Source organism: Streptomyces sp. NPDC051219 (genome assembly GCF_040682335.1).
In the GTDB taxonomy this organism is placed as follows: Bacteria; Actinomycetota; Actinomycetes; order Streptomycetales; family Streptomycetaceae; genus Streptomyces.
Window position 1 is genome coordinate 172,486 of the sequence record NZ_JBFBAS010000010.1, and the last position, 20,352, is coordinate 192,837.

The window sequence follows — 20,352 nt, forward strand, 5'->3', positions numbered from 1 at the left end:
CGAGGCTCGTACAGGCCCCCGCTCGTGAGGCGCTGGACACAGCCGGGAAGCTCCCGCTCCCGGCGCCGGAGTCCTCACGCCCGGTCGCGCCGCCGCCCGAGCGGTCACCCGCCGCCGCGCCGCCGCGTCAGCCGCGCGCCGAACCGCGCCGACCGGCTCACGACGTCACTCCCCCGCGGCGCGTGCTGCCTTCCGTGCCGGCTGGGGCAGTGGATGTCTGCGCCCTCGGCAGGCAGTACGGCGGCTGGCCGGCCGACAGCCCCGAGGCCCGTATCTGCCGGGACACTTACGGGAATTGACCCGGGACCGGGCCGGGACCGAGCTCGCCCGTCAGCCGCTCCTCCAGCCGTTCGATGGCGTCGCGGATGCCGTTGCCGTACCCGTCGTCCGCGAGGGTGCCGGTCGCGGCGCGCGCCCGGTCGAGGTGAACCCGTGCGGCCTCCGGGCGCCGGAGTTTCACATAGTCGGCGGCGAGATTGAGATGGAGCGAGGGGTAGAAGGCACGCACGGCGAGCGTGGCATGGTGCTGTGCCACGCGCTCGTCGCTCAGCCCGTCGGCCGCCGACAGCGCTCGCAGATCCCAGGCGAGCTCTGCGGCGGCATCATCCTGGGTGTCGGCCATGTAGTGGGCCAGGGTGCAGCGGTGCAGCGGGTCGCCGTCCTCGCCGATCTCCGACCAGAGCGCGGCGAACCGGTTGCGCGCCTCCTCGCGGTCGCCGCCGTGGAGAAGCATGATCGCCTGCCCGATCCGGGTCATGACGACGTCTTCCGACGACTCCTGCTGCTCCATCACTGCTGCCTCCCGGGGCCGTACGCCGAGTCCGATGATCCAGACGCTAGCCGGAGGCTGTGACAATCCGGTTCAGGCTCGGGCACGGCCCCGGCGGCACTGCGCCGGTCAGCCCAGGTTCGGGATGCGCCAGTCGATGGGCTGGTGTCCCTGGGCGGCGACGGCCTCGTTGATCGCGGTGAACGGGCGGGATCCGAAGAACTTCCGCGCACTCAGCGGCGAGGGATGGGCGCCCTTGACCACCGCATGGCGGTCCTGGTCGATCAGCGGCAGCTTCTTCTGGGCGTAGGCCCCCCAGAGGACGAAGACCGCGGGGTCGGGCCGGGAGGCCACCGCGCGGATCACCGCGTCCGTGAACTTCTCCCAGCCCATCCCCTTGTGCGAGTTGGGCTCGCCTGCCCGCACTGTCAGCACCGCGTTGAGCAGGAGGACTCCCTGCTCGGCCCACGGCATCAGATAGCCGTTGTCCGGGACGGGGTGTCCCAGCTCCTCCTGCATCTCCTTGTAGATGTTCCGCAGGGACGGAGGCGTCCGCACACCGGGCCGTACGGAGAAGCAGAGCCCGTGGCCCTGCCCCTCCCCGTGGTACGGGTCCTGGCCCAGCACGAGGACCTTGACCCGGTCGTACGGAGTCGCGTCGAGGGCCGCGAACACCTCTCCACGCGGCGGATAGACGGGACCGTTCGCCCGCTCCTTCTCCACGAACTCGGAGAGTTCGCGGAAGTAGGGCTTGTCCAGTTCCTCGCCCAGGACGCCGAGCCAGGACTGGGGCAGCTTCTCGGTCACGTCAACAACCTCCGGTATGCGATCTGTTCTTCTCCCCAGAACCTACCGGCGACCACTGACAGCGGGCCCTACCAGCTGGTCTTGCGGTACAGCTCCCACATCTGCATGACCGTCTGCGGGTCGAGCGCCCGCTCTCCGCCCGCGATGTCCTCCTGAGCGGCGATGTACAGCTTGCCCTGCCAGAGCGGGAGCAGCCGGACGTCGTCGACGAGGATCTCCTGCGCCCGTTCGAACTCCTTGCTCACGGCTCCGCGGTCGCTCTCCCGGCGCGACTTCGGCAGCAGCTGCGAGGTGATCTCGGGTGCGTCGTACGGGGTGCCGACGGCGTTCTCCGGGCCGACGAACGGAGCGATGAAGTTGTCCGGGTCCGGGAAGTCCGGGAACCAGCCGCGGCCGAACACCGGGAACTCGCCCTCCTTGTAGCCGGCCTGGAAGTCCTTCCAGGGTCGGCTCTTCAGGGTGACCTTGAACAGCCCGCTGTCCTCGAGCTGGCGCTTGAGCTCGTCGAACTCCGCAGCGGTGGACGAGCCGTACCGGTCCGTCGTGAACCACAGCGTCAGCTCCACGGGCTGGGTGATGCCCGCGTTCCGCAGCGTCTTCTTGGCCTTGCCGACGTCCGGGTCGCCGAAGGTGTCGAAGAACGGGGTGGTGTGTCCGGCCACGCCCTTGGGCACCATCGAGTACAGCGGCTCGGCCGTGCCCTGGTAGACCTTCGAGACCAGCGCGCTGCGGTCGACGATCTGCGCGACGGCCTTGCGGACGGCCGGATTCTTGGCCGCGGGGTCCTTGGGGTTGAAGACCAGGAAACGGATCTCGGCACCGAAGGCTTCGACGAGCTGGATGCCGCTGTCCTTGGACTTCGGGTTCTGGAGTTCTTCGATCTCGTCGGCGGTCAGTCCGCGGTAGGTGGCGTCGATCTCCTTCTTCTTCAGCGCCGCGACCATCTGGTCGGACTGCTTGAAGTACCGGATGGTGACCGCGTCATTCTTCCGGTCGGCGAAGCCGTCGTACTGGTTGTTCTTGACCAGCTCCGCCTTTCCGCCCTCCTGGTAGGACTCCAGGACGTACGGGCCGGAGCCGGTGATCTTCCCGTCCTCGCGAAGCTTGTCCGCCGGGTAGTCGCCCGGGTTCACGATCGAGGCGGCGGGAGTGCCGAGCACGAAGGGGAAGGTGGCGTCCGGCGTCTTCAGGTGGAAGATGACAGTCCGGTCCCCGTTCGTCTCCACCCGTTCCAGGCTGCCGAAGAGGTCCTTGGGGCCGACCTTCGACCCGATCTTCCTGATCCGGTCGATCGAGTGCTTGACCGCGGCGGCGTCGAGTTTCTCACCGTTGGAGAACTTCATGCCCTCCCGGAGATCGCACCGGTAGGACTCGTTCGCCGCGTCGGTGAACTTGCAGCTCTCGGCCGCGTCGGGCTGCGGCTTGGTGCTTCCGGTCGGGAAACTCAGCAATGTCTGATAGACATTCCGGTACAACTCCCACGAACCGTCCCATGCCGCGGCAGGATCGAGCGTGCTGGGTACGCTCGTCGTGCCGACGGTGATCTTCTGCTCACCCTCGCCGCCGCCGTCGGACAGCAGGCCGCACCCGGTGAGCAGGGATATGGACGCAAGGGCCGCAGCGGTCTGCAGACGTCTGGTCCGGTTGAACACGTGCACGCTCCTCGATCAGCCACGGGTCGGCCGACCATACCGCAGTGCCCCGCCGAATCAACGGGTAGGATCGACGGGGCACTTGCTTCGATTAGTACCTAAACCGGTCAGGCGACGCCAGCGTTCAGGAAGATGCCACCATCCACGACCAGCGTCTGTCCAGTGATCCAGTCGGACTGGTCGGAAGTGAGGAACGCTGCGGCGCCCCCGATGTCCTCCGGAACGCCGAGCCGGCCCAGCGGATAGGCGGCCGCCGCCTCCGCCTCGCGTCCCTCGTACAGGGCCTCGGCGAACTTGGTCTTGACGACGGCCGGCGCGATCGCGTTGACCCGCACCAGTGGGGCCATCTCGTGGGCCAGCTGGAGGGTCAGGTTGACCATCGCGGCCTTGCTCATGCCGTACGCACCGATGAACGGCGAGGCGGAGATACCGGCGACGGAGGCGATATTGACGATCGCCCCGCCGTTCTCCTTCTGCCAGGCCTTCCAGGTCTGCTGCGCGAAACCGAGCGCCGAGATCACGTTGGTCTCGTAGACCTTGCGGGCCACGTCCAGGTCGAGCTCGGCGATCGGGCCGAACACCGGATTCGTCCCGGCGTTGTTGACCAGGAAATCGACCCGCCCGAACGCCTCCATGGTGCGCTCCACCGCGATGGCCTGGTGCGCCACGTCGTGCGCCTTGCCGGCCACACCGATCACGCGGTCCGCGCCGAGCCGCTCGACGGCCTCCTTCAGCGCGTCCTCGTTGCGACCGGTGATGCAGACCCGGTCGCCGCGGGCGACCAGCGCCTCGGCGACGCCGTAACCGATGCCGCGACTGGCGCCCGTGACGAGGGCGACCTTTCCGCTGTCCTGTACCTGAGCAGTCATGATCTTGTTCCTAGTCCCTTGCTTCGCGTCAGTTGAGCGGGCCGCCGGCGACGTACAGGACCTGGCCGGACACGAAGCCGGCCTCCTCGCCGGTGAAGAACGCGATCGCGTTCGCGATGTCCTCGGGCTTTCCGACCCGCTGGACCGGAATCTGGGTGGCGGCGGCGGCCTGGAAGTCCTCGAAGCCCATGCCGACGCGCTCGGCGGTCTGGGCGGTCATCTCGGTCACGATGAAGCCGGGCGCCACGGCGTTGGCGGTGATGCCGAACTTGCCGAGCTCCTTGGCGAGCGTCTTGGTGAAGCCCTGGAGCCCCGCCTTGGCCGCGGCGTAGTTCGCCTGTCCCCGGTTGCCGAGGGCGGAGCTGCTGGACAGGTTGACGACCCGGCCGAAGTTCGCGTCCACCATGTGCTTCTGGCAGGCGCGCGACATCAGGAACGCACCCCGCAGGTGCACGTTCATCACGGTGTCCCAGTCGGTGTCGCTCATCTTGAAGAGCAGGTTGTCGCGGAGCACGCCCGCGTTGTTCACAAGGACCGTGGGAGCTCCGAGCTCGGCGGCGACACGCTCGACGGCGGCCTCCACCTGGGCACTGTCGGAGACGTCGCAGCCGACGGCGATGGCCTTGCCGCCCGCCGCGGTGATCTTCTCGACGGTGTCCTTGCAGGCCGCCTCGTCGAGGTCGAGTACGGCCACGGCGCGGCCCTCCGCGGCCAGCCGTACGGCGGTGGCGGCGCCAATGCCTCGCGCCGCCCCGGTCACGATCGCGACGCGCTGCTCGGTGGTGGACATGCTGGTTCTCCTCGCCCTTGGGTGCGGCTCCTGCCGATGCGTTCCGATGCGGCTCGATCGGTGAGCAACCGCTTAGTCGCTTCAGCAGACGAGACGCTAGAAGCCCTGGCACTCGGTGTCAACGGCCCACGGGTCCCGCGACACTCCTCAGCGCACCAGCAGCTCCAGCAGCCTCTCCACCTCGGCCTCGGGGTCGGCCGTCAGCCCGGTGTGGACCGGCCCCGGCTGAACGACCGTACTCCTCGGCGCGATCAGCCAGCGGAACCGTCGGCCCGCGTCGTCACCCGCGGCCTGACCGGCCTCCGCACCACCGCAGCAGACGCCCTCCACGGCACGCAGAGCGGCCCTGACACCCTCCACGTCCGCCTGCGGGTCCAGAGCCCGGAGCTTGCCCTCGTCAAGGTACGTACGGGCTGCGACGAAGGACTTGGCGCGGCAGTACACCAGGACACCCGCGTTGAACTGCTCGCCGCGCTCGACGCGGGGCACGACGCGCAGCAGCGCGTACTCGAAGACGTCCCGCTCGCTCACTTGCCGCCGCCGTTCCGGTCGTTCTCGGCGCTCTCGCCGCTCCTGCCGCTCTTGCCCCTCATGTCACCCTGGTCGATCTTGCCGCCCGTCTCCGCGTGCGACCGGGGACTCGGACGCCCGGTCAGCCAGCCCGGTGCCTGCGACGGTTTGTCCTCACGTGGCCGGCCGATCGTGATGCGGTCGTGGATGGACGCCGCGCGCGGCAGCAGAGCCTCGACATAGGCACGGCGCAGCTCATCGGTGCTGTCGAAGCCCGGCTCGTCGACCAGCCATTCGTCCGGCACGTCCGCCGCGACCTCGGTCAGCAACTCCTCGGTGACACGCGGCGCCAGCTCGGCGGCGGCAGCGGCGACATCGGGTCCGACGGGGGCGAGGACATGGTCGGAGGCGTTGTACGGCTTTGCCGCGGCCGCCCGCGCGGTCGGCCAGTTGTGGTGCCAGATCATCGTCGCGCCGTGATCGATGAGCCACACGTCGCCGTGCCAGACCAGCATGTTGGGGTTGCGCCAGGAGCGGTCCACATTGTTGATCAGCGCGTCGAACCAGACCACTCGGCCCGCCTCCAGTGGGTCCACCGAGTAGGCCAGCGGATCGAAGCCGATGGACCCCGGCAGGTAGTCCATCCCGAGGTTCAGGCCCCCGCTGGCCTTGAGGAGTTCCTGCACCTCCTGGTCCGGTTCACCGAGTCCGATGACCGGGTCCAGCTGCATCTGCACCAGCTCGGGGACCCGCAGGCCGAGCCTGCGGGCGAGCCGGCCGCAGATGACCTCGGCGACGAGGGTCTTGCGGCCCTGCCCCGCCCCGGTGAACTTCATGACGTACGTGCCGAGATCGTCGGCCTCGACGATCCCGGGGAGCGAGCCGCCCTCACGCAGCGGCGTGACGTAGCGGGTCGCGGTGACTTCGGAGAGCATCGGTCCAGGTTACTGGGACTCCCGGAAGAACTTCGCAGGTGTTTGAACGGCCGGCCACAGGCGCTCGTACAACATCACGAACCGGCCGTACGAGGGCCGGCCGTGGAAAGGGAAGCCACCATGACCGGATCACAGGTGCCCGAGCCGGCGCTGGGCCGCCGTACCGTTGTCGCCGCTGTCGGTGTCGCCGGGCTCGCCGCCGCGCTCACCGCGTGCGGGGGTTCGGAGGGATCTTCGTACACCGGGTCCCCGAAACCGGCCGATGGCACGGACAACGCCGGTGCCGGTGCCGGTGCCGGCACCGGTACCGAGCTGGCCAAGACCGCGGACATCCCCGAGGGCGGCGGCAAAGTCTTCGCCGACCAGGGCGTGGTGGTCACCCAGCCCACGGCGGGGGAGTTCAAAGCGTTCTCGTCCAAATGCACCCACCAGGGGTGTGCGGTCAAGGACATCTCGGACGGGACGATCAACTGCCCCTGTCACGGCAGCAAGTTCGATGCCACGGACGGGTCGGTCAAGGCAGGGCCGGCCACCCAGGCACTGCCCGCGGCTTCGATCGTCGTGGAGGGCGACGCGATCAAACTCGCCTGATCCGCGGGCCGGCCGCCGCGCGACGCGGTCGTGCCCAGCAGGCCATGACGTCCTCGGTCGTGGTGATGGTGGCCACGAGGGCGAGTGTGTAACGGATCACCGCGGGGGTGTAGTCGGCAGGCACCCCCGCGATGGCGTCCGACGGCACCACGACCGTGTATCCGCGATTGACGGCGTCGAACACGGTGTTGGGCACGGCGACGTTCGCCGAAACACCGCTGACGATCAGCGTCCGGCAGCCCAGATTCCGCAGCAGAGCGTCGAGGTCGGTGCCCGCCATGGGGGACAGTCCGTGCAGCCGCCGTACGACAAGGTCTTCCTCCGCCACCTCGATCGGGTCGGCGATCCTGACGGCCCTGGTTCCGGACAGCTGCTGGACCGGAAGCCGTTCGGCGGCACGGAAGAGCCGGGCGTTGTGGCTCGCCCCCCGGCCGTCGGGCCGCCGCTCGGCGACGGCGTGCAGTACCTGTACGCCCGCCAGGTGCGCGCCCGCGACCAGCCGGGCCACCCGGGCAAGCGCTCCCGAGGCGCGGGCCTCCCTGGCGAGCTCGGGCAGCGCGCTGTCCTCACCCACGACGCCCTGCTGGCACTCCACGGTCAGGAGGGCGGTGGTGGCGGGGTCGAGCAGTTCCACGAGCTCTTCCGTCGACGGCATGACTCCCCCTGGATGCAACCGGGCCGGGCGCGCGAGGTTAGCCACCATTGCGCGACGAGGGAAGAGACCCCATCCTTTCTGACACACAGTCAGCTCACAGCCGGGAGGGGATGGCCGCAGATGGCTGCCACACAGCGGCATGGCCGCCGGATCATGATGACACCGGGCGAACTGGACACGTTCCTCACCGAACAGCGCACCTGCCGGGTCGCGACGGTGTCCGAGGACGGAAGGCCGCATGCGAGTGCCCTCTGGTACGCCTGGGACGGCACCTCCCTGTGGCTGTACTCCATCACCCGCAGCCGGCGCTGGAAGGACCTCCGCATGGACCCCAGGACGGCGGTGGTGGTCGACGACGGCGAGGACTACGGCCAGCTGCGCGGCGTGGAGCTCTCGGGCACCGCCGAATTCGTCGGCGAGGCGCCGCGCACGGGACTGCCGTGCCCCGAACTGGACACTCCGGAGAAGCTGTTCGCGCGGAAGAACTTCGGTCTGGAAACCATGCCGCACGACGGCCGCCATGCCTGGGTGCGGCTGACTCCGGACGCGGTGGTCTCCTGGGACTTCCGGAAGATGAGTGCCGAGTAGCCGGTCTCGCCGCCCGTTGACCTAGTCCGTCAGCCGTTCCCCGGCCCACCGCAGCGCGTCCACGGCCGCCCGGATCGACGGCCGGCGATCCGCATCCGCCCGCCACACCACGTAGATGTGCCGCCGCACGGTGTCCCGTACGGGCACCAGCCGGACGCCCTCCGGTACGGGGCCGCGGCCGAGACGGGGCGCCACACAGACGCCGAGGCCGGCCGCGATGAGCGCCAGTTGGGTGTGGTGCTCCTCGGCCATGTGCGCGATGCGCGGCTCGACGCCCTCGCCGCGCAGCGTGAACATCAGCCACTCGTGACAGAACTCCCCTTCGGGCCAGGAGATCCAGTCGTCCTCGGCGAAGTCCGCGAGGTCCGCCACCTTCCGGCCGGCGAGCGGATGCCCGGCGGGCACCGCGACATCCGCGGTGTCGTCCAGCAGATGCGCTCGCACGAGCCCGCCGGGCACCGGCAGGCGCTTGTTGTACCAGTCCAGGACCACCGCGAGGTCCAGGTCCCCGCGGACTACGCCCAGTACGCCGTCGGCAGGCTCCATCTCCTGTGAGCGGACGGTCAGTTCTGGGTGGTCGGTCCGCAGCGCCGAAAGCGCGGCCGGGAACAGCCCACGTGCGGCCGTGGGGAAGGCACCGACCCGCAACTCCCCCACCGCCCGGCCGCGCTGGGCCTCCACGTCGGCCTGGGCGAGCTCCACCTGGGAGATGATCCGGGCCGCGTGATCGGCGAGCAGCCGGCCGGCGTCCGTGAGCCGGACGCCGCGGCCGTTCTTCGCGAGCAGCTGCTGTCCGACCTCGCGTTCCAGCTTCGCCATCTGCTGGGACACGGCCGACGTCGTCACATGCAGCCCGTCCGCCGCCCCGCTCACGGAACCGTGGCGGGCGAGGGCGTCCAGGGTCCGGAGGCGCTCCAGGTTCAACATGTAAGCGATGCTAATTCATCGAAGCGAAGAAATCTCGCTTGTCCTACAAGGTTCTAACCGTCATCGTGAGGGTCATGAGCGCTCCCACCACGCCCGGCACGCTGCCTCCGGCAGCCCTCCCTCCGGCGGCCCCCACCCCCGCCGCTCCGGCCCGGCGCCCGTCCGTCGACTGGCGCATCAGGTTCGCGGTGCTCTCGCTCATCTGGGGCTTCAGCTTCCTCCTCATCAAGGTGGGCACCGAGGCGTACGCGCCCTTCCAAGTCACCCTGGGGCGGTTGTTCTTCGGAACGGCGGTGCTGGCCGCCGCCATCGCCGTGAAGCGGGAGCGGCTGCCGCGCGGCACCCGTACCTGGGCGCACCTCACGGTCTCCGCGTTCTTCCTCAACGCCCTGCCGTTCTCCCTGTTCGCGTACTCCGAGCTGACGATCCCCTCCACCCTCGCCGGTATCTGCAACGCCACCTCCCCGCTGTGGGGCATGGCGCTTTCGATGGTCGCCCTCTCCGAGGACCGGCCGACCCGGCGCAGGGTCGCGGGTCTGGGCATCGGCTTCCTCGGTGTGCTGACCGTGCTGGGCGCCTGGCAGGGCTTCTCCGGGCTGGACGCGACGGGCACCGCGATGGCGCTGCTGGCCTCGCTGAGCTATCCGGTGGGCTGGATCTATCTGCGCCGGACGCTGGGCGGCAGCACCGATTCCGCCCTGTCCATGACCGGTGCTCAGCTCCTGCTGGCGACCGTCCAACTGGCAGTCGTCACCCCCCTGTTCACCAGCTTCCCGGCCGCGTTCCCGTTGGCGCCGACCCTTGCGGTGCTCGCGCTCGGCGCGCTGGGTACCGGACTGGCCCTGCTCCTCCAGTACGGCATGGTCGCCGAGGTCGGCCCCACGACCGCCCAGATGGTCACGTACTTCATTCCGGTCATCGCGACGGCCGCGGGCGTGCTGGTCCTGGGTGAGGCGCTCAACTGGAACACCCCGGTCGGGGCTGCCATCGTCCTGGCCGGCGCGGCCCTGACCCAGAGCCGGCCGAAGACCGGCGCCCGGCCGAAGCGGGCCGCCCGGATCAGTCGTAGCGACGCTCCGGCGCAGGACCCGCGGCCGACGCCAGCACGTCGGCCACCGGCCCGATGTCGGCCGCGGTCAGGGGCGACACGGTGAGGCGCACACCCGGGGGCGCGGACATCCGGAAGCGCGCCCCCGGGGCGACGGCCCAGCCCGCATGGAGGAGCCGCGCCACCACTCCCGTCTCGTCGGGCACCGGAACCCACACGTTCATGCCGCTGCGTCCGTGGGCCGCGACCCCGCGCTCGTCCAGAGCCGCGATCAGGGCGCTGCGGCGCTCACCGTACGAGCGGGCCACCGCCGCCGGATCCACCGCGCCCGAGGCCCACAGGTCGACGACGGCGTACTGCAGGAGCCTGCTGACCCAGCCCGGCCCGAGCCGCTGGCGCCCGCGCACCCGGTCCAGGGTGACGGGGTCACCGGTCAGCACGGCGAGCCTCAGGTCCGGCCCGTAGGCCTTGGCGGTGGAGCGCACCAGCGCCCAGTGCCGCGTACCTCCGGCGAGCGGATGCAGCGGCAGATCGACGATGGCGTGCCCGTGGTCGTCCTCGATGAGCAGGACGTGGGGGTGCGCCGCGAGGACCGTACGCAGTTCCCCGGCCCGGGTGGCGCCCACCGCCGCGCCGGTGGGGTTCTGCGCGCGGTCCGTGACAACCAGCGCTCGTGCCCCCTGCCGGAGCGCCCGGTCGACGTCCCCGGGAAGCGGCCCCTCGTCATCGACGGCGACCGGGACCGCGCGCAGCCCCAGCGCCGGGACAAGGTCCAGCAGGCTGCCCCACCCCGGGTCCTCGATGGCCACCGCGTCACCGGGCTTCAGATGCGCCGCGAGCACGCGTTCGATGGCGTCCAGCGATCCCGAGGTGACGCCGACCGGGCCGTTCGGCAAGCCGTCCGCGTCGAACGCGGCACGCGCCATGCGCGCGAGGTCCGGGACGACGGCCTCCTGCCCGTAGAGTCCGGGCCGGTCCGCGTTGCGCCGCGCCGCAGCGGCGAGTGCGTCCCCCAGCGCGGGCAGCAGGGCCGGGTCCGGGTTGCCGGTGGAGACGTCACGTACGCCGTGCGGGGCATCGACCCGGATGGACTCTCGCGGAGTGCTGGCCGGACGGGGGCGAACCCGGCTGCCCCTGCGCCCGTCGGTCTCGATGACCCCGCGCTCGCGCAGGGTGCGGTACGCGGCCGCGACCGTGTTCGGATTGACACCCAAAGCGGCAGCCAACTCGCGCATCGGCGGAAGCAGTTGACCCGGTGGCAGATCGCCCGAACCCACCCCGAGCTCCACACTCGCGGCGATCTCCGATGCGCGACGCCCGATGATTCGATACTCTCCTAGCACAAACGCAATTATGCACTAGTGCAATGGAGAGTGCAATGCCGGACACCGCTGCCGCCTACGAGCCGACCGACCGTACCGTCCCCACGCGCTCTCGCGACCGGGCCTCGTACGACCGCGAAGTCGTCCACGCGATACTCGACGAGGGATACGTCTGCCACCTCGGATTCGTCCGCGACGGCGCGCCGGTCGTCCTGCCCACGCTCTACGGCCGGGTGGGTGAACGCCTGTATGTGCACGGCTCGACCGGTTCGCGCCCCCTGCGGATGGCCGGCCGGGCGGCCGACCCCGGACTCGCCGTATGCCTGACCGTCACGCATGTCGACGGCCTGGTACTGGCCCGGTCCGCCTTCCACCACACGCTCAACTACCGCTCCGTGGTAGTGCACGGCATCGCGCACCAGGTCACCGACCCGGAGGAGCGCCGGGCGGCCCTCGACGCCCTGGTGGACCACGTCGTACCCGGCCGCGCCGCCGACTCCCGCCCCGCCAACGACAAGGAACTTGCCGCGACCGCGGTGCTCCGTCTCGACCTGGACGAGGTCTCGGCGAAGATCCGCACCGGCGGCCCCAACGACGACCCCGAGGATCTCTCCCTGCCCTACTGGACTGGAGTCGTCCCCCTCACCCGGGGATACGGCGAGCCGGTCCCGGCGGACACTCTCGCCGCGGGCATCGCTCTCCCGGACTACCTCACCACGCTCTGAGCCCCACCCGACCGGAGCCGGTGCCGGCCGGCCCGGTCCGTGACGGCCGCCGCGATGGCCTCGGGCTGGTCCTCCGGCGCCAGGTGGGCGGCCGGACCGCAGTGTGCGGTCTCCAGGCCGGCGATGTTCGCCGCGCACCAGGCGGCCATCTCCTCCCCGATCATCAGGGTCGGCGACGAATCGAACGTCAAGGGCAGCTTGGGCACGTCCTCGCTGCTCGCGAGCCAGGCGCCGTACTCGGCGATCCGGCCGACCACGTCGGCCGGTCGGCCGTCGAGCGGCATCGCGCGCGGCCACTCGAGCAGGGGCGGCGGCTGTCTCGGGTCGGGTACGGACGGCGGTACGCCTCCAGGCCCTCACCGCTCAGCCCGCTCAGCACGGTGTGACTCAAGGCCTGTTCGATATAGACGTTCTCGTCGAGCACCAGCGTCTCGCCCACCCCGGGCGTCCGGAACGCCTCGAAGCGCGACCGGGCCACGGCGGGAAACTCGTCCCAGGTCCATGAAGGCCACGCCGCGTGTCCGCCCGGGGTGGCGGGCCGCCCGGTCGAACGCGAGCGCCCCGCCCCAGTCGATTCCGACGGGCACGACGTCCTCCAGCCCGAGCCGGTCGAACCAGGCGTCCGGACAGCGGCGTGATCGGCGGACCGGTAGGGCATGTCGGGCTTGCCCGAGCGGCCCATCGCGATCAGGTCGGGAGCGAGGCGGCGGGCAGGACCACCGATGCGGGGCAGCACGTGCCGCCACAAATGCGACGACGCCGGGTTGCCGTGGAGGAAGACGAAGGGAGTTCCGCTGCCCCTTTCGTAGTACATCGGACCGGCGCCCGTGCCCGCCCGGCCCAGACCGACGCGACTGCCCGGGCGGGCCGGGGCGCGGCGCCGGCCCGGGCGGCCCGGGCCTGGCGCGCGCCTCAGGCGGGAGCGGCTGCCTGGCGCGCGACGGCGGCGGTCCGCGCCTCGGCGAGGGCCAGCCCCGCCACGGCCGTGAGCAGCAGCATCGTTCCGGCCACCGTGGCCGCGGTGAGCTGCTCGCCCAGGACCACCACGGCGATGACTGCCGCGCTCACCGGCTCGATCAGCATGATCACGGAGACGGTGGCGGCGCGCACCACGGCCGCTCCGGTGAAGTAGAGCGCGTACGCGAGAGCGGTCGGTACGGTCGCCACGTACACCAGCAGCCAGACGACCCGGCCGAGGTCCACGGTGTGCGGCAGAAGCCCCTCCGCCAGGCCGAGCGGCAGCAGGCAGACCGCCCCGACCCCGAAGGCCCAGGCCGTGGTCGAGAGAGGGTCGGCTCCGCCGCCGTCACGGCCGAGCCAGCGCGTCAGCAGCGTCATCGCCGCGTACCCGGCCGCGGAGAGCAAGGCGTACGCGACGCCCAGCGGCCGCACGGACTCGCCACCGCTGCCGAGCACCAGCACCACCAGTCCGCCGAGTGCTCCGGCCACGGCCGCAATGCCGCCGGCCCCGAGCCGCTCCCCCATACCGAGCCGGGCGCCGACGGCGATGAGGATGGGGCCGGCGCCCAGTGTGACGACGGTGCCGACCGCGAGGCCGGTCTCCTGGACCGCGGCGAAGTACGCGGACTGGAACACCGTGAACGTGATCCCGGTGACGGCAATGCGCACCAGCCGGCGCCCGCGCGGCTCCGCGGTCGCGGCAGCCTTTCGCGGCCGCATGCTCTGCACGGCGAGCAGCACGGCGAGACCGCCGGCGCAGCGCCAGAAGGACAGGGCGAGCGGCCCGAGGTCGCTGGCCAGGTACAGCAGTGAGGCGGCGGCGCCCGCGGTGCCCCAGGCGGCACCGGCGACGACCAGGTAGAACAGGCTCCGCCCGACGGGCAGGACGGAGGAGGACAGGGATGTGGACGGGGAGGTGTTCGACACGTGACTTCTCCGCGGAAGACAGGAAAGGTGGCCGCTGATCTCGGTACGCGGGCAGCGACGAGCCGCTCGGGGACTGCCCGAGCCCGGTCTCGGTCCTCAGGGGGCCGCTCGCGTTACGCGGCAGGCGGCGGAAGCACGGTCGAATGCATGATCGCCACCTTACGTCGCACTGCGCCCCAGGGCCAACTGTCCGTCCGCGGCGTCGGCCTCGACACCAGGACCGCCCGCGGCCACCGGACCGGCGTTCGCCTTCGGCGTCGACGACTGGGCGATGAACGCGCCCACGAGCACCACGGCCCCGCCGGTGATCTGAGGCGCCGACAGGTGCTCGCCGAGGAGCACCCAAGCGAGTACGGTCGCGATGACCGCTTCCAGACAGGCCACCACTCCGGCCACCTGCGGCGAGAGCCTTCGGACCGACACCACGCCGGTCACGTAGGCGATCACGGTCGCGATCAGCACGACCCAGCCGAGCAGCAGCGCCGCGGGGACCTGAGTGCCGTTCATGTCGGCGCGGCCGGCCAGTACCGACCAGTCCATGCCCCAGGGGCGCGCGACGGCCGTCAGGATCACGGTGCCGATGAGCAGGCCGTAGGCGATGACGCCGAGCGGGTCGGCCGCGTCTTCGCCGCCGCTGCCCTGGTCGGACAGGATGAAGTAGCCGACCTGGCAGCAGGCGGCCCCGAGCGCCAGCAGCAGACCGACGAGGTCGAAGGTCAGTCCGGACCAGACTTCGACAACGCAGGCCAGGCCGCCGACGGCGAGAATCACCCCGAGCGCCGCGGCCCGCGTGACGGGCCGGCGCTGCACGAAACGAACCCAGCCGAGGACGAGCGCCGGGGCGAGGTACTCGATGAGCAGCGCGACGCCGACCGGGATCCGCGAGATCGAGGCGAAGTAGAAGGCCTGTACGCCCGCGATCGCGAGAAGCCCGAAGCCCGCCAGCAGTGCCGGCTTGCGGAACAGCAGACCGCGGTGACGCCAGGCGAGCGGAGACATGACGAGGGCGGCTCCGGCCACCCTGAGCCAGACCACGTGCAGCGGGTCGAGCCCCGCTTCGATCAGCGGCTTGGCCGCGACCCCTGATCCACCGAATGCGAGCGCCGATCCCAGGGCGAGTCCCAGGCCGGCGCTCCTTCCCCGAGACGCTTGCATCGGGCCATCATGGCAGCACTCGTCATGACCGTCATCCTCGTGACGCCTGTTGAGACGGCACCCCGATCCGGTCCGCCAGAACGTCCGCGTCGACGCCGGCCCTTCGCAACACTTCGACCGCCCGACAGCCGCGGTCCGCGACCAGCGCGGCGAGCAGATCGAGCCCTCTGACCGGCTCGCCGCCCCGCCGCCGCGCCCTCTCCGGCGCGTCCGCCGCCGGCGGCCGACGGCGACCAGCCCACGCCGGCAGGGCGCGGCCTCCTCCTCACGGATGACGCCGCAATTTCTGACGGTCCATCAGTATTGAATGTTGCGCCTCCTGCGGATACGTTCCGCGCCACCGTCAGACCCGACACGAAGGGGTGGTCGCATGGCCGAAGTCAGCGCGGAAGCACGCATCGAGGCACCGGCCGGCAAGGTCTGGTCCCAGCTGACGGACTTCAGCTCGTACGGCCGGTGGAACGCCACCCACACCGGCTTCCCCAAGGGAGGACCGGAGAGGCTCCAAGTCGCGGCCACCTACGAGGAGAACATGAAGCTCATGGGCTTCCCCGCGGAGGTGACCTGGACCGTCGACGAACTCGAGCCGGAGCGGCTGCTCGCCACGAGCGGGAAGGGCCCCATGGGCGTCAACCTGTCCATGCGCTACTCGCTCGACCCCGACGGGGAGGCCACCCGGGTCCGTATCGACGGCGAGTTCACCGGGGCCGCGGTATCGCTGATGGCGGGCAAGCTCAAGGACTCCGCGACCGCCGCCCTCCACGAGTCGTTGCGGAAGCTGGGCGGCCTGGTCGCCTGACCCGTCACCCTGGGGACGCGGTCCGAGCCGTCCCGCGCCGGACTCCGGCAAAGGCGAGAGCGCCCCGCGGACCTGCCGGGGGGCGCCTTCGTGCCGGCCGGCTCAGTGCTCGCCGGCCAGGATCAGATAGAGCTTCTTCCGGGCGTCGTTGATCACCGACACCGCCTTGTGGCGCTGTTCGGACGTGCCGGTCTTCCAGACCTGCGCGAACGCCTCCATCAAGCCGAAACCGGCCTGCCGGATCTCGTTCATCGTCTCCCAGTCGACACCGCGCCCCGCCTCTTCCCACGGCGCCTGCGGACCGGCTTCGGCCTCGGCCTGCCCGGACTCGGTGAGCGTGAACAGCTTCTTGCCGCCCTCGCTCCGGCTGATGATCAGGCCTTCGTCCTCCAGCAGCTGGAGCGTCGGATAGACCGAGCCGGGGCTGGGCTTCCATCCCCCGCCGCTGCGCTCGACGATCTCCTGGATCATCTCGTAGCCGTGCATCGGCCGGTCCTTCAGCAGCGCGAGGATCGAGGCGCGCACATCTCCGCGCCGCGCCCTCCCCCGCGGTCCGCCCCGGCCACGCCCGCCGCCGAAGGGTCCGCCGAACGGCGGCCCGAACGGCCCGAAAGCGGCACGCCGCCCCTCGAACTCACCCCGACCCTGATGTCCGGGCCCGCAGTGTCCATGGCCGCGCCCATGACCGCGTTCCTGCCCATGTGAACTCATCGCTACGCTCCTTCCATCGTGATCAGTTGCGATGCGTCAACGATATATCGGGACTGTATTTTTGACAATGCCCCATCCGTGCCGAAAACAGGTGACCTGTCTCAATGAAGGTTGATGCGATCTCAGACAACTGCACTGATAGAGCTTCGTCTCAGCGAAGATCGACGACCTGCTGGTTTGTCTCAGTGAAGGTTGACCACTTAGGTGGGTCGCTGCCCCTTCTCATGCGAATTGGCACCTGTTTACTGGCCCATTGGCGCTACTCATGTCACGCGAGACCTCGACCAGCGCGGCGATGACACCCCAGGGTCTCGGTGAACACCACGCGCCACTATGGTGGCCCGATGGCGTCGATCAAGCAGTTCCAAGTCACCTTTGACTGCGCAGAACCTGAGCGCGTCGCTCGTTTCTGGTGCGAGGTGTTGGGGTACGTCGTACCACCGCCGCCGGAGGGGTTTGCCACTTGGGACGATTACGATCGTTCGCTGCCGCCTGAGCGTCAGGGTTCAGCGTTTGCCTGCGTTGATCCCTCAGGTGTGGGTCCGCGCCTGTACTTCCAGCGCGTTCCCGAAGGCAAGGCCGTCAAGAATCGGGTGCATCTTGACGTCCGGGTCGGCACCGGGCTCGTTGGTGAAAAGCGCCTCGCCACACTCGAAGCCGAGTGCGCACGACTGATCCCGCTCGGCGCGGTACGCGTGCGACTACTGTATGACGGCAACGACTCGTGCATCGTCATGCAGGACATCGAGGGCAACGAGTTCTGTCTCGACTGAGGGGCCACGAACGTGTCCTCGTCCTGTCCCCAAAGGCCAAGACGAAGACGGCCACGGAGCCACCGCCTGTCCGTCCTCGGACTCGGTCTCGGCCTGCGCCAGGATCTCCTTCGCCCGCCAGATGAGATAGGACGCGTCCGGGTGGAGGTGTCGACGCCTTCCTTGATGGCCTGGCGCATCGCGTCCACCACCCGGGGATCCACCGTCCCGAACTCCAACCGCTTGCGGGCCGCTCGGCCATCTGCCAGCCCCGCAACCCCGTCCTTCAGATAGGGCGACGCAGCCGGGCGACCGTGCTAGCCGTCACCGGACGACCAGAGACGCTCGGCCACCGCCATCGGCCGACCAGAGCGTGCCCGGCGATACCGCGCGCCACCGGACGTTGGCCATGAGCACCGGATCCGGACGGCCGACCCACTCGAACTCCCAGCCCACGCCTTGCAGGCCCGTTCGGTCGCCGCGAAGGCCTCCCGCGTCCGCTGATCCTCGTCCTCCTCAGCGCGACATCCACAACCCGGGCCTGCCCCGCGGTCAGCCGGACGAAGTAGTCGGGAGCATGGCGGCGCTGTCGTCCACCGTCATGCCAGTGCAGCCAGAAGGGCTGCGACGACATCGCCCTCACCTGCGGATCTCTGTCGAGCAGGATCAACCGGTCCCGCTCCAACCACGACTCATGGCCCATGTGATCCCGCGCGGTCACCGAGTAGTACCAGCCGGCGAAGCCCGGAGTGCCTTTGTCCAGCGGAACGGCCGGACAGGATCGATCGCCTCAAACGGAACCTGCCAACTCGCTCCAAGAGGGAGCCTGCGACGCTCTCCGTCGCAGAGAAAGTCCAGCTCAAACGCTGTCAACGCCTCATCGCCGTACGCACGAGACAGCGCTTCCACCGCACCCCCAGCCCGACGGCCGAGCCGGTACTCAACCTTCGGTGAGACTAACGAGCACCCGTTCGCCTTCGCTGAGACAGGTCAACAGGCCGCCCATCGGCAATTGGCCTTGGCCTCGGGCGTTGCCCCGCCCCTAAGTTCACGTCCATGCGGATTCGAATCGTCGACGCCTTCACCGACCGCCCGTTCGCGGGCAACCCGGCCGGTGTCCTGCTGCTGGACTTTGCCCCCTTCCCCGACGACCAGTGGCTCCAGCAGGTCGCCTCCGAGGTGAACCTCTCGGAGACGGCCTTCGCCCACCCCCTGCCGACCGGCGGAGGGGCCGACTGGGCCCTGCGCTGGTTCACCCCCGCGACCGAGGTCGACATGTGCGGCCACGCCACCCTGGCCACCGCCCACGTGCTGCACACCGCGGGGCTCTGGACCGGCACGGTGCGCTTCGCCGCGCGTTGCGGCACGCTGACCGCCACGCCCCGGGGCGAGGGCGCGTACACCCTCGACTTCCCGACCTCGTCGCTCACCCCGGTGGAGATTCCGGACGGTGTCGCCGAAGCGCTCGGCACCGAAGTGCTCTCGGCCCACGCGACAGCCGCCCCCATCGGCGACCTGGTTATCGAGCTGGCGGACGAGCGGACCGTACGTGCCCTGTCACCGCATCTCGCAGGACTCGTGGCGCACTCCAAGCGGGGGATCATCGCCACCGCGGCGGCCGAGGATCCGGCCCGCGGCTACGACTTCGTATCGCGCTGCTTCTTCCCCGCCGTCGGCATCGACGAGGATCCGGTCACCGGCAGCGCGCACACCGCCCTCGCACCGTTCTGGTCCGCGAGGCTGGGCCGTACGGAGCTGACCGGCCTCCAGGCCTCGGCCCGTTCGGGCCTGGTTCGGACCTCACTGCGGGGAGACCGGACGCTGCTCACCGGCAACGCGGTCACCGTCCTGGACGGCGAGCTGCTCACCGCTCCCTGACACCCACCACCCGGCACCCACCTCCCGGCACCCGGCATGCACCGGGCCGTACGACAGCGGTCGTACGCCCCGGCCCACCGGTTCACCGGTTCACCGGTTCACCGGTTCACCGGTTCACGCCGTCGGAAGCCATCCCACCTTGCCGGCCAGCAGCGCGTATCCGACGAACGCCACGATGTCGAGCAGCGCGTGGGCCGCGACGAGTGGCCCCACGCGGCCCCAGCGCCGGTACAGCAGCACGAACACCACGCCCATCACCATGTTCCCGATGAAGCCGCCGATCCCCTGATACAGGTGGTACGAGCCACGGAGTACGGAACTGGCGACGAGGGCGGCCGTCGGTGTCCAGCCCAACTGGTCGAGCCGCCGCAGCAGATAGCCCACGACGATGACTTCCTCGACCAGCGAGTTCTGCACCGCGGACAGGATCAGCACCGGAAACTTCCACCACACCTCGGGCAGAGCCTCCGGCACCACCGTCAGGTTGAACCCGGCCGTCCGCGCGACCAGGTAGAAGGCCAGCCCCGCGCTGCCGATGCCCGCCGCGACGAGGGTCCCGCGCCCGAGGTCCTGCCACGGCCGCGTCCGGTCCAGCCCGATCGCCCGCAGGCCGGCCCCCTCCCTCACCAGCAGATGCGCCACGAGCAGGACGGGCACGAGCGCCGTCGCGATGCCGAACAGCTGCCACGCGAGATCCAGCCACGGCCGGCCGGGCGCGTACGAGCCGTTGAGCGTGGCCGCCTGGTCCTTCAGACCGCCCGGTTTGGTCAGCGAGCCCACAAAGCTGATCAGCGCCGACACCGCGCTCGCGCCGAGCGACAGCGCCAGCACGAGCAGCGTCTCGGACCGGAGGATCTTCCGGGCCCCCTCCCCCTCACGCCATGATTCAGCCACGCGTTCCGCCTCCGCCTGCACGCCCGCCTCCTTCGGCAACACCCTCGGCTGCCGGGGACGTCACAGCTTGCCCGACGATCCGCCGCCC

General features: G+C 70.3%; 23 protein-coding genes. 7 read left to right on the forward strand and 16 right to left on the reverse strand.

Annotated features, from left to right (window positions below):
* Positions 1 to 286: 286 nt before the first annotated feature.
* From AB0M62_RS14960 to AB0M62_RS14990, 7 genes are all read right to left on the reverse strand, one after another.
* Positions 287 to 793, reverse strand: coding sequence for a hypothetical protein (locus tag AB0M62_RS14960; protein ID WP_366074584.1), 507 nt, complete (start codon positions 791 to 793; stop codon positions 287 to 289).
* 105 nt (positions 794 to 898) lie between these two features.
* A complete protein-coding gene (gene ung, locus AB0M62_RS14965) occupies positions 899 to 1,576 on the reverse strand; it encodes a uracil-DNA glycosylase (RefSeq protein ID WP_366074585.1) in 678 nt (225 codons plus the stop codon).
* 68 nt (positions 1,577 to 1,644) lie between these two features.
* A complete protein-coding gene (locus AB0M62_RS14970) occupies positions 1,645 to 3,234 on the reverse strand; it encodes an ABC transporter substrate-binding protein (RefSeq protein WP_366074586.1) in 1,590 nt (529 codons plus the stop codon).
* A gap of 101 nt (positions 3,235 to 3,335) precedes the next feature.
* Positions 3,336 to 4,097: an SDR family oxidoreductase gene (locus tag AB0M62_RS14975; RefSeq protein ID WP_366074587.1), complete on the reverse strand. Its 762-nt coding sequence runs from the start codon at positions 4,095 to 4,097 to the stop codon at positions 3,336 to 3,338.
* Positions 4,098 to 4,125: 28 nt separating this feature from the next.
* Positions 4,126 to 4,887 (reverse strand): 3-oxoacyl-ACP reductase FabG, encoded by a 762-nt coding sequence (fabG, locus tag AB0M62_RS14980; RefSeq protein ID WP_366074588.1) that lies wholly within the window; start codon positions 4,885 to 4,887, stop codon positions 4,126 to 4,128.
* Between the two features lie 147 nt (positions 4,888 to 5,034).
* Positions 5,035 to 5,418, reverse strand: a complete 384-nt coding sequence (locus tag AB0M62_RS14985) for a DUF3037 domain-containing protein (RefSeq protein ID WP_366074589.1) — start codon at positions 5,416 to 5,418, stop codon at positions 5,035 to 5,037.
* Complete coding sequence (locus tag AB0M62_RS14990; protein ID WP_366074590.1) at positions 5,415 to 6,332, reverse strand: HipA family kinase; 918 nt, start codon at positions 6,330 to 6,332, stop codon at positions 5,415 to 5,417. The genes AB0M62_RS14985 and AB0M62_RS14990 overlap by 4 nt, the downstream gene beginning before the upstream one ends.
* 120 nt (positions 6,333 to 6,452) lie before the next feature.
* On the opposite strand from AB0M62_RS14990, the gene AB0M62_RS14995 reads away from it, so the two are divergent.
* Positions 6,453 to 6,923 carry a Rieske (2Fe-2S) protein gene (locus AB0M62_RS14995; RefSeq protein WP_366074591.1) on the forward strand — a complete coding sequence of 157 codons (471 nt, stop codon included), beginning with the start codon at positions 6,453 to 6,455 and terminating at the stop codon, positions 6,921 to 6,923.
* Here AB0M62_RS14995 and AB0M62_RS15000 read toward each other — a convergent pair.
* Complete coding sequence (locus AB0M62_RS15000; RefSeq protein WP_366074592.1) at positions 6,910 to 7,578, reverse strand: cysteine hydrolase; 669 nt, start codon at positions 7,576 to 7,578, stop codon at positions 6,910 to 6,912. The two genes, AB0M62_RS14995 and AB0M62_RS15000, sit on opposite strands and share 14 nt — an antisense overlap.
* A gap of 120 nt (positions 7,579 to 7,698) precedes the next feature.
* On the opposite strand from AB0M62_RS15000, the gene AB0M62_RS15005 reads away from it, so the two are divergent.
* A complete protein-coding gene (locus tag AB0M62_RS15005) occupies positions 7,699 to 8,166 on the forward strand; it encodes a pyridoxamine 5'-phosphate oxidase family protein (protein WP_366074593.1) in 468 nt (155 codons plus the stop codon).
* A 21-nt stretch (positions 8,167 to 8,187) separates the two neighbouring features.
* Here AB0M62_RS15005 and AB0M62_RS15010 read toward each other — a convergent pair whose 3' ends face one another.
* Positions 8,188 to 9,093, reverse strand: coding sequence for a LysR family transcriptional regulator (locus AB0M62_RS15010; protein ID WP_366074594.1), 906 nt, complete (start codon positions 9,091 to 9,093; stop codon positions 8,188 to 8,190).
* 74 nt (positions 9,094 to 9,167) lie between these two features.
* Here AB0M62_RS15010 and AB0M62_RS15015 point away from each other — a divergent pair, with 74 nt between their 5' ends.
* Positions 9,168 to 10,247, forward strand: a complete 1,080-nt coding sequence (locus AB0M62_RS15015; RefSeq protein ID WP_366074595.1) for a DMT family transporter — start codon at positions 9,168 to 9,170, stop codon at positions 10,245 to 10,247.
* Here the strand turns inward: AB0M62_RS15015 and AB0M62_RS15020 are convergent.
* Positions 10,153 to 11,484, reverse strand: a complete 1,332-nt coding sequence (locus AB0M62_RS15020) for an aminotransferase class I/II-fold pyridoxal phosphate-dependent enzyme (protein WP_366074596.1) — start codon at positions 11,482 to 11,484, stop codon at positions 10,153 to 10,155. The genes AB0M62_RS15015 and AB0M62_RS15020 overlap by 95 nt on opposite strands.
* A 23-nt stretch (positions 11,485 to 11,507) precedes the next feature.
* Between AB0M62_RS15020 and AB0M62_RS15025 the strand changes: the two genes are divergently transcribed.
* A complete protein-coding gene (locus AB0M62_RS15025) occupies positions 11,508 to 12,188 on the forward strand; it encodes a pyridoxamine 5'-phosphate oxidase family protein (protein ID WP_366074597.1) in 681 nt (226 codons plus the stop codon).
* On the opposite strand, the gene AB0M62_RS15030 is transcribed toward AB0M62_RS15025, so the two are convergent.
* The 3 genes from AB0M62_RS15030 to AB0M62_RS15040 form a co-directional block, all read right to left on the reverse strand.
* The gene (locus AB0M62_RS15030; protein ID WP_366074598.1) at positions 12,170 to 12,472 is read right to left on the reverse strand and encodes a hypothetical protein; all 303 of its coding nucleotides are present in this window, start codon (positions 12,470 to 12,472) and stop codon (positions 12,170 to 12,172) included. The two genes, AB0M62_RS15025 and AB0M62_RS15030, sit on opposite strands and share 19 nt — an antisense overlap.
* A 628-nt stretch (positions 12,473 to 13,100) precedes the next feature.
* The gene (locus tag AB0M62_RS15035; RefSeq protein ID WP_366074599.1) at positions 13,101 to 14,075 is read right to left on the reverse strand and encodes an EamA family transporter; all 975 of its coding nucleotides are present in this window, start codon (positions 14,073 to 14,075) and stop codon (positions 13,101 to 13,103) included.
* Positions 14,076 to 14,234: 159 nt separating this feature from the next.
* Entirely contained in the window at positions 14,235 to 15,230 is a 996-nt protein-coding gene (locus tag AB0M62_RS15040; RefSeq protein WP_366074600.1) for an EamA family transporter, read from the reverse strand.
* A 370-nt stretch (positions 15,231 to 15,600) separates the two neighbouring features.
* Here AB0M62_RS15040 and AB0M62_RS15045 point away from each other — a divergent pair, with 370 nt between their 5' ends.
* Positions 15,601 to 16,029 (forward strand): SRPBCC family protein, encoded by a 429-nt coding sequence (locus AB0M62_RS15045; protein WP_366074601.1) that lies wholly within the window; start codon positions 15,601 to 15,603, stop codon positions 16,027 to 16,029.
* 102 nt (positions 16,030 to 16,131) lie between these two features.
* On the opposite strand, the gene AB0M62_RS15050 is transcribed toward AB0M62_RS15045, so the two are convergent.
* Complete coding sequence (locus tag AB0M62_RS15050) at positions 16,132 to 16,554, reverse strand: PadR family transcriptional regulator (RefSeq protein ID WP_366074602.1); 423 nt, start codon at positions 16,552 to 16,554, stop codon at positions 16,132 to 16,134.
* A 530-nt stretch (positions 16,555 to 17,084) separates the two neighbouring features.
* On the opposite strand from AB0M62_RS15050, the gene AB0M62_RS15055 reads away from it, so the two are divergent.
* A complete protein-coding gene (locus AB0M62_RS15055; protein WP_366074603.1) occupies positions 17,085 to 17,513 on the forward strand; it encodes a VOC family protein in 429 nt (142 codons plus the stop codon).
* 265 nt (positions 17,514 to 17,778) lie between these two features.
* Here AB0M62_RS15055 and AB0M62_RS15060 read toward each other — a convergent pair whose 3' ends face one another.
* A complete protein-coding gene (locus tag AB0M62_RS15060; RefSeq protein WP_366074604.1) occupies positions 17,779 to 18,213 on the reverse strand; it encodes a hypothetical protein in 435 nt (144 codons plus the stop codon).
* A gap of 335 nt (positions 18,214 to 18,548) precedes the next feature.
* On the opposite strand from AB0M62_RS15060, the gene AB0M62_RS15065 reads away from it, so the two are divergent.
* Entirely contained in the window at positions 18,549 to 19,370 is an 822-nt protein-coding gene (locus AB0M62_RS15065) for a PhzF family phenazine biosynthesis protein (RefSeq protein ID WP_366074605.1), read from the forward strand.
* A 114-nt stretch (positions 19,371 to 19,484) separates the two neighbouring features.
* On the opposite strand, the gene AB0M62_RS15070 is transcribed toward AB0M62_RS15065, so the two are convergent.
* A complete protein-coding gene (locus AB0M62_RS15070) occupies positions 19,485 to 20,264 on the reverse strand; it encodes a CPBP family intramembrane glutamic endopeptidase (protein WP_366074606.1) in 780 nt (259 codons plus the stop codon).
* Between the last annotated feature and the right edge of the window lie 88 nt (positions 20,265 to 20,352).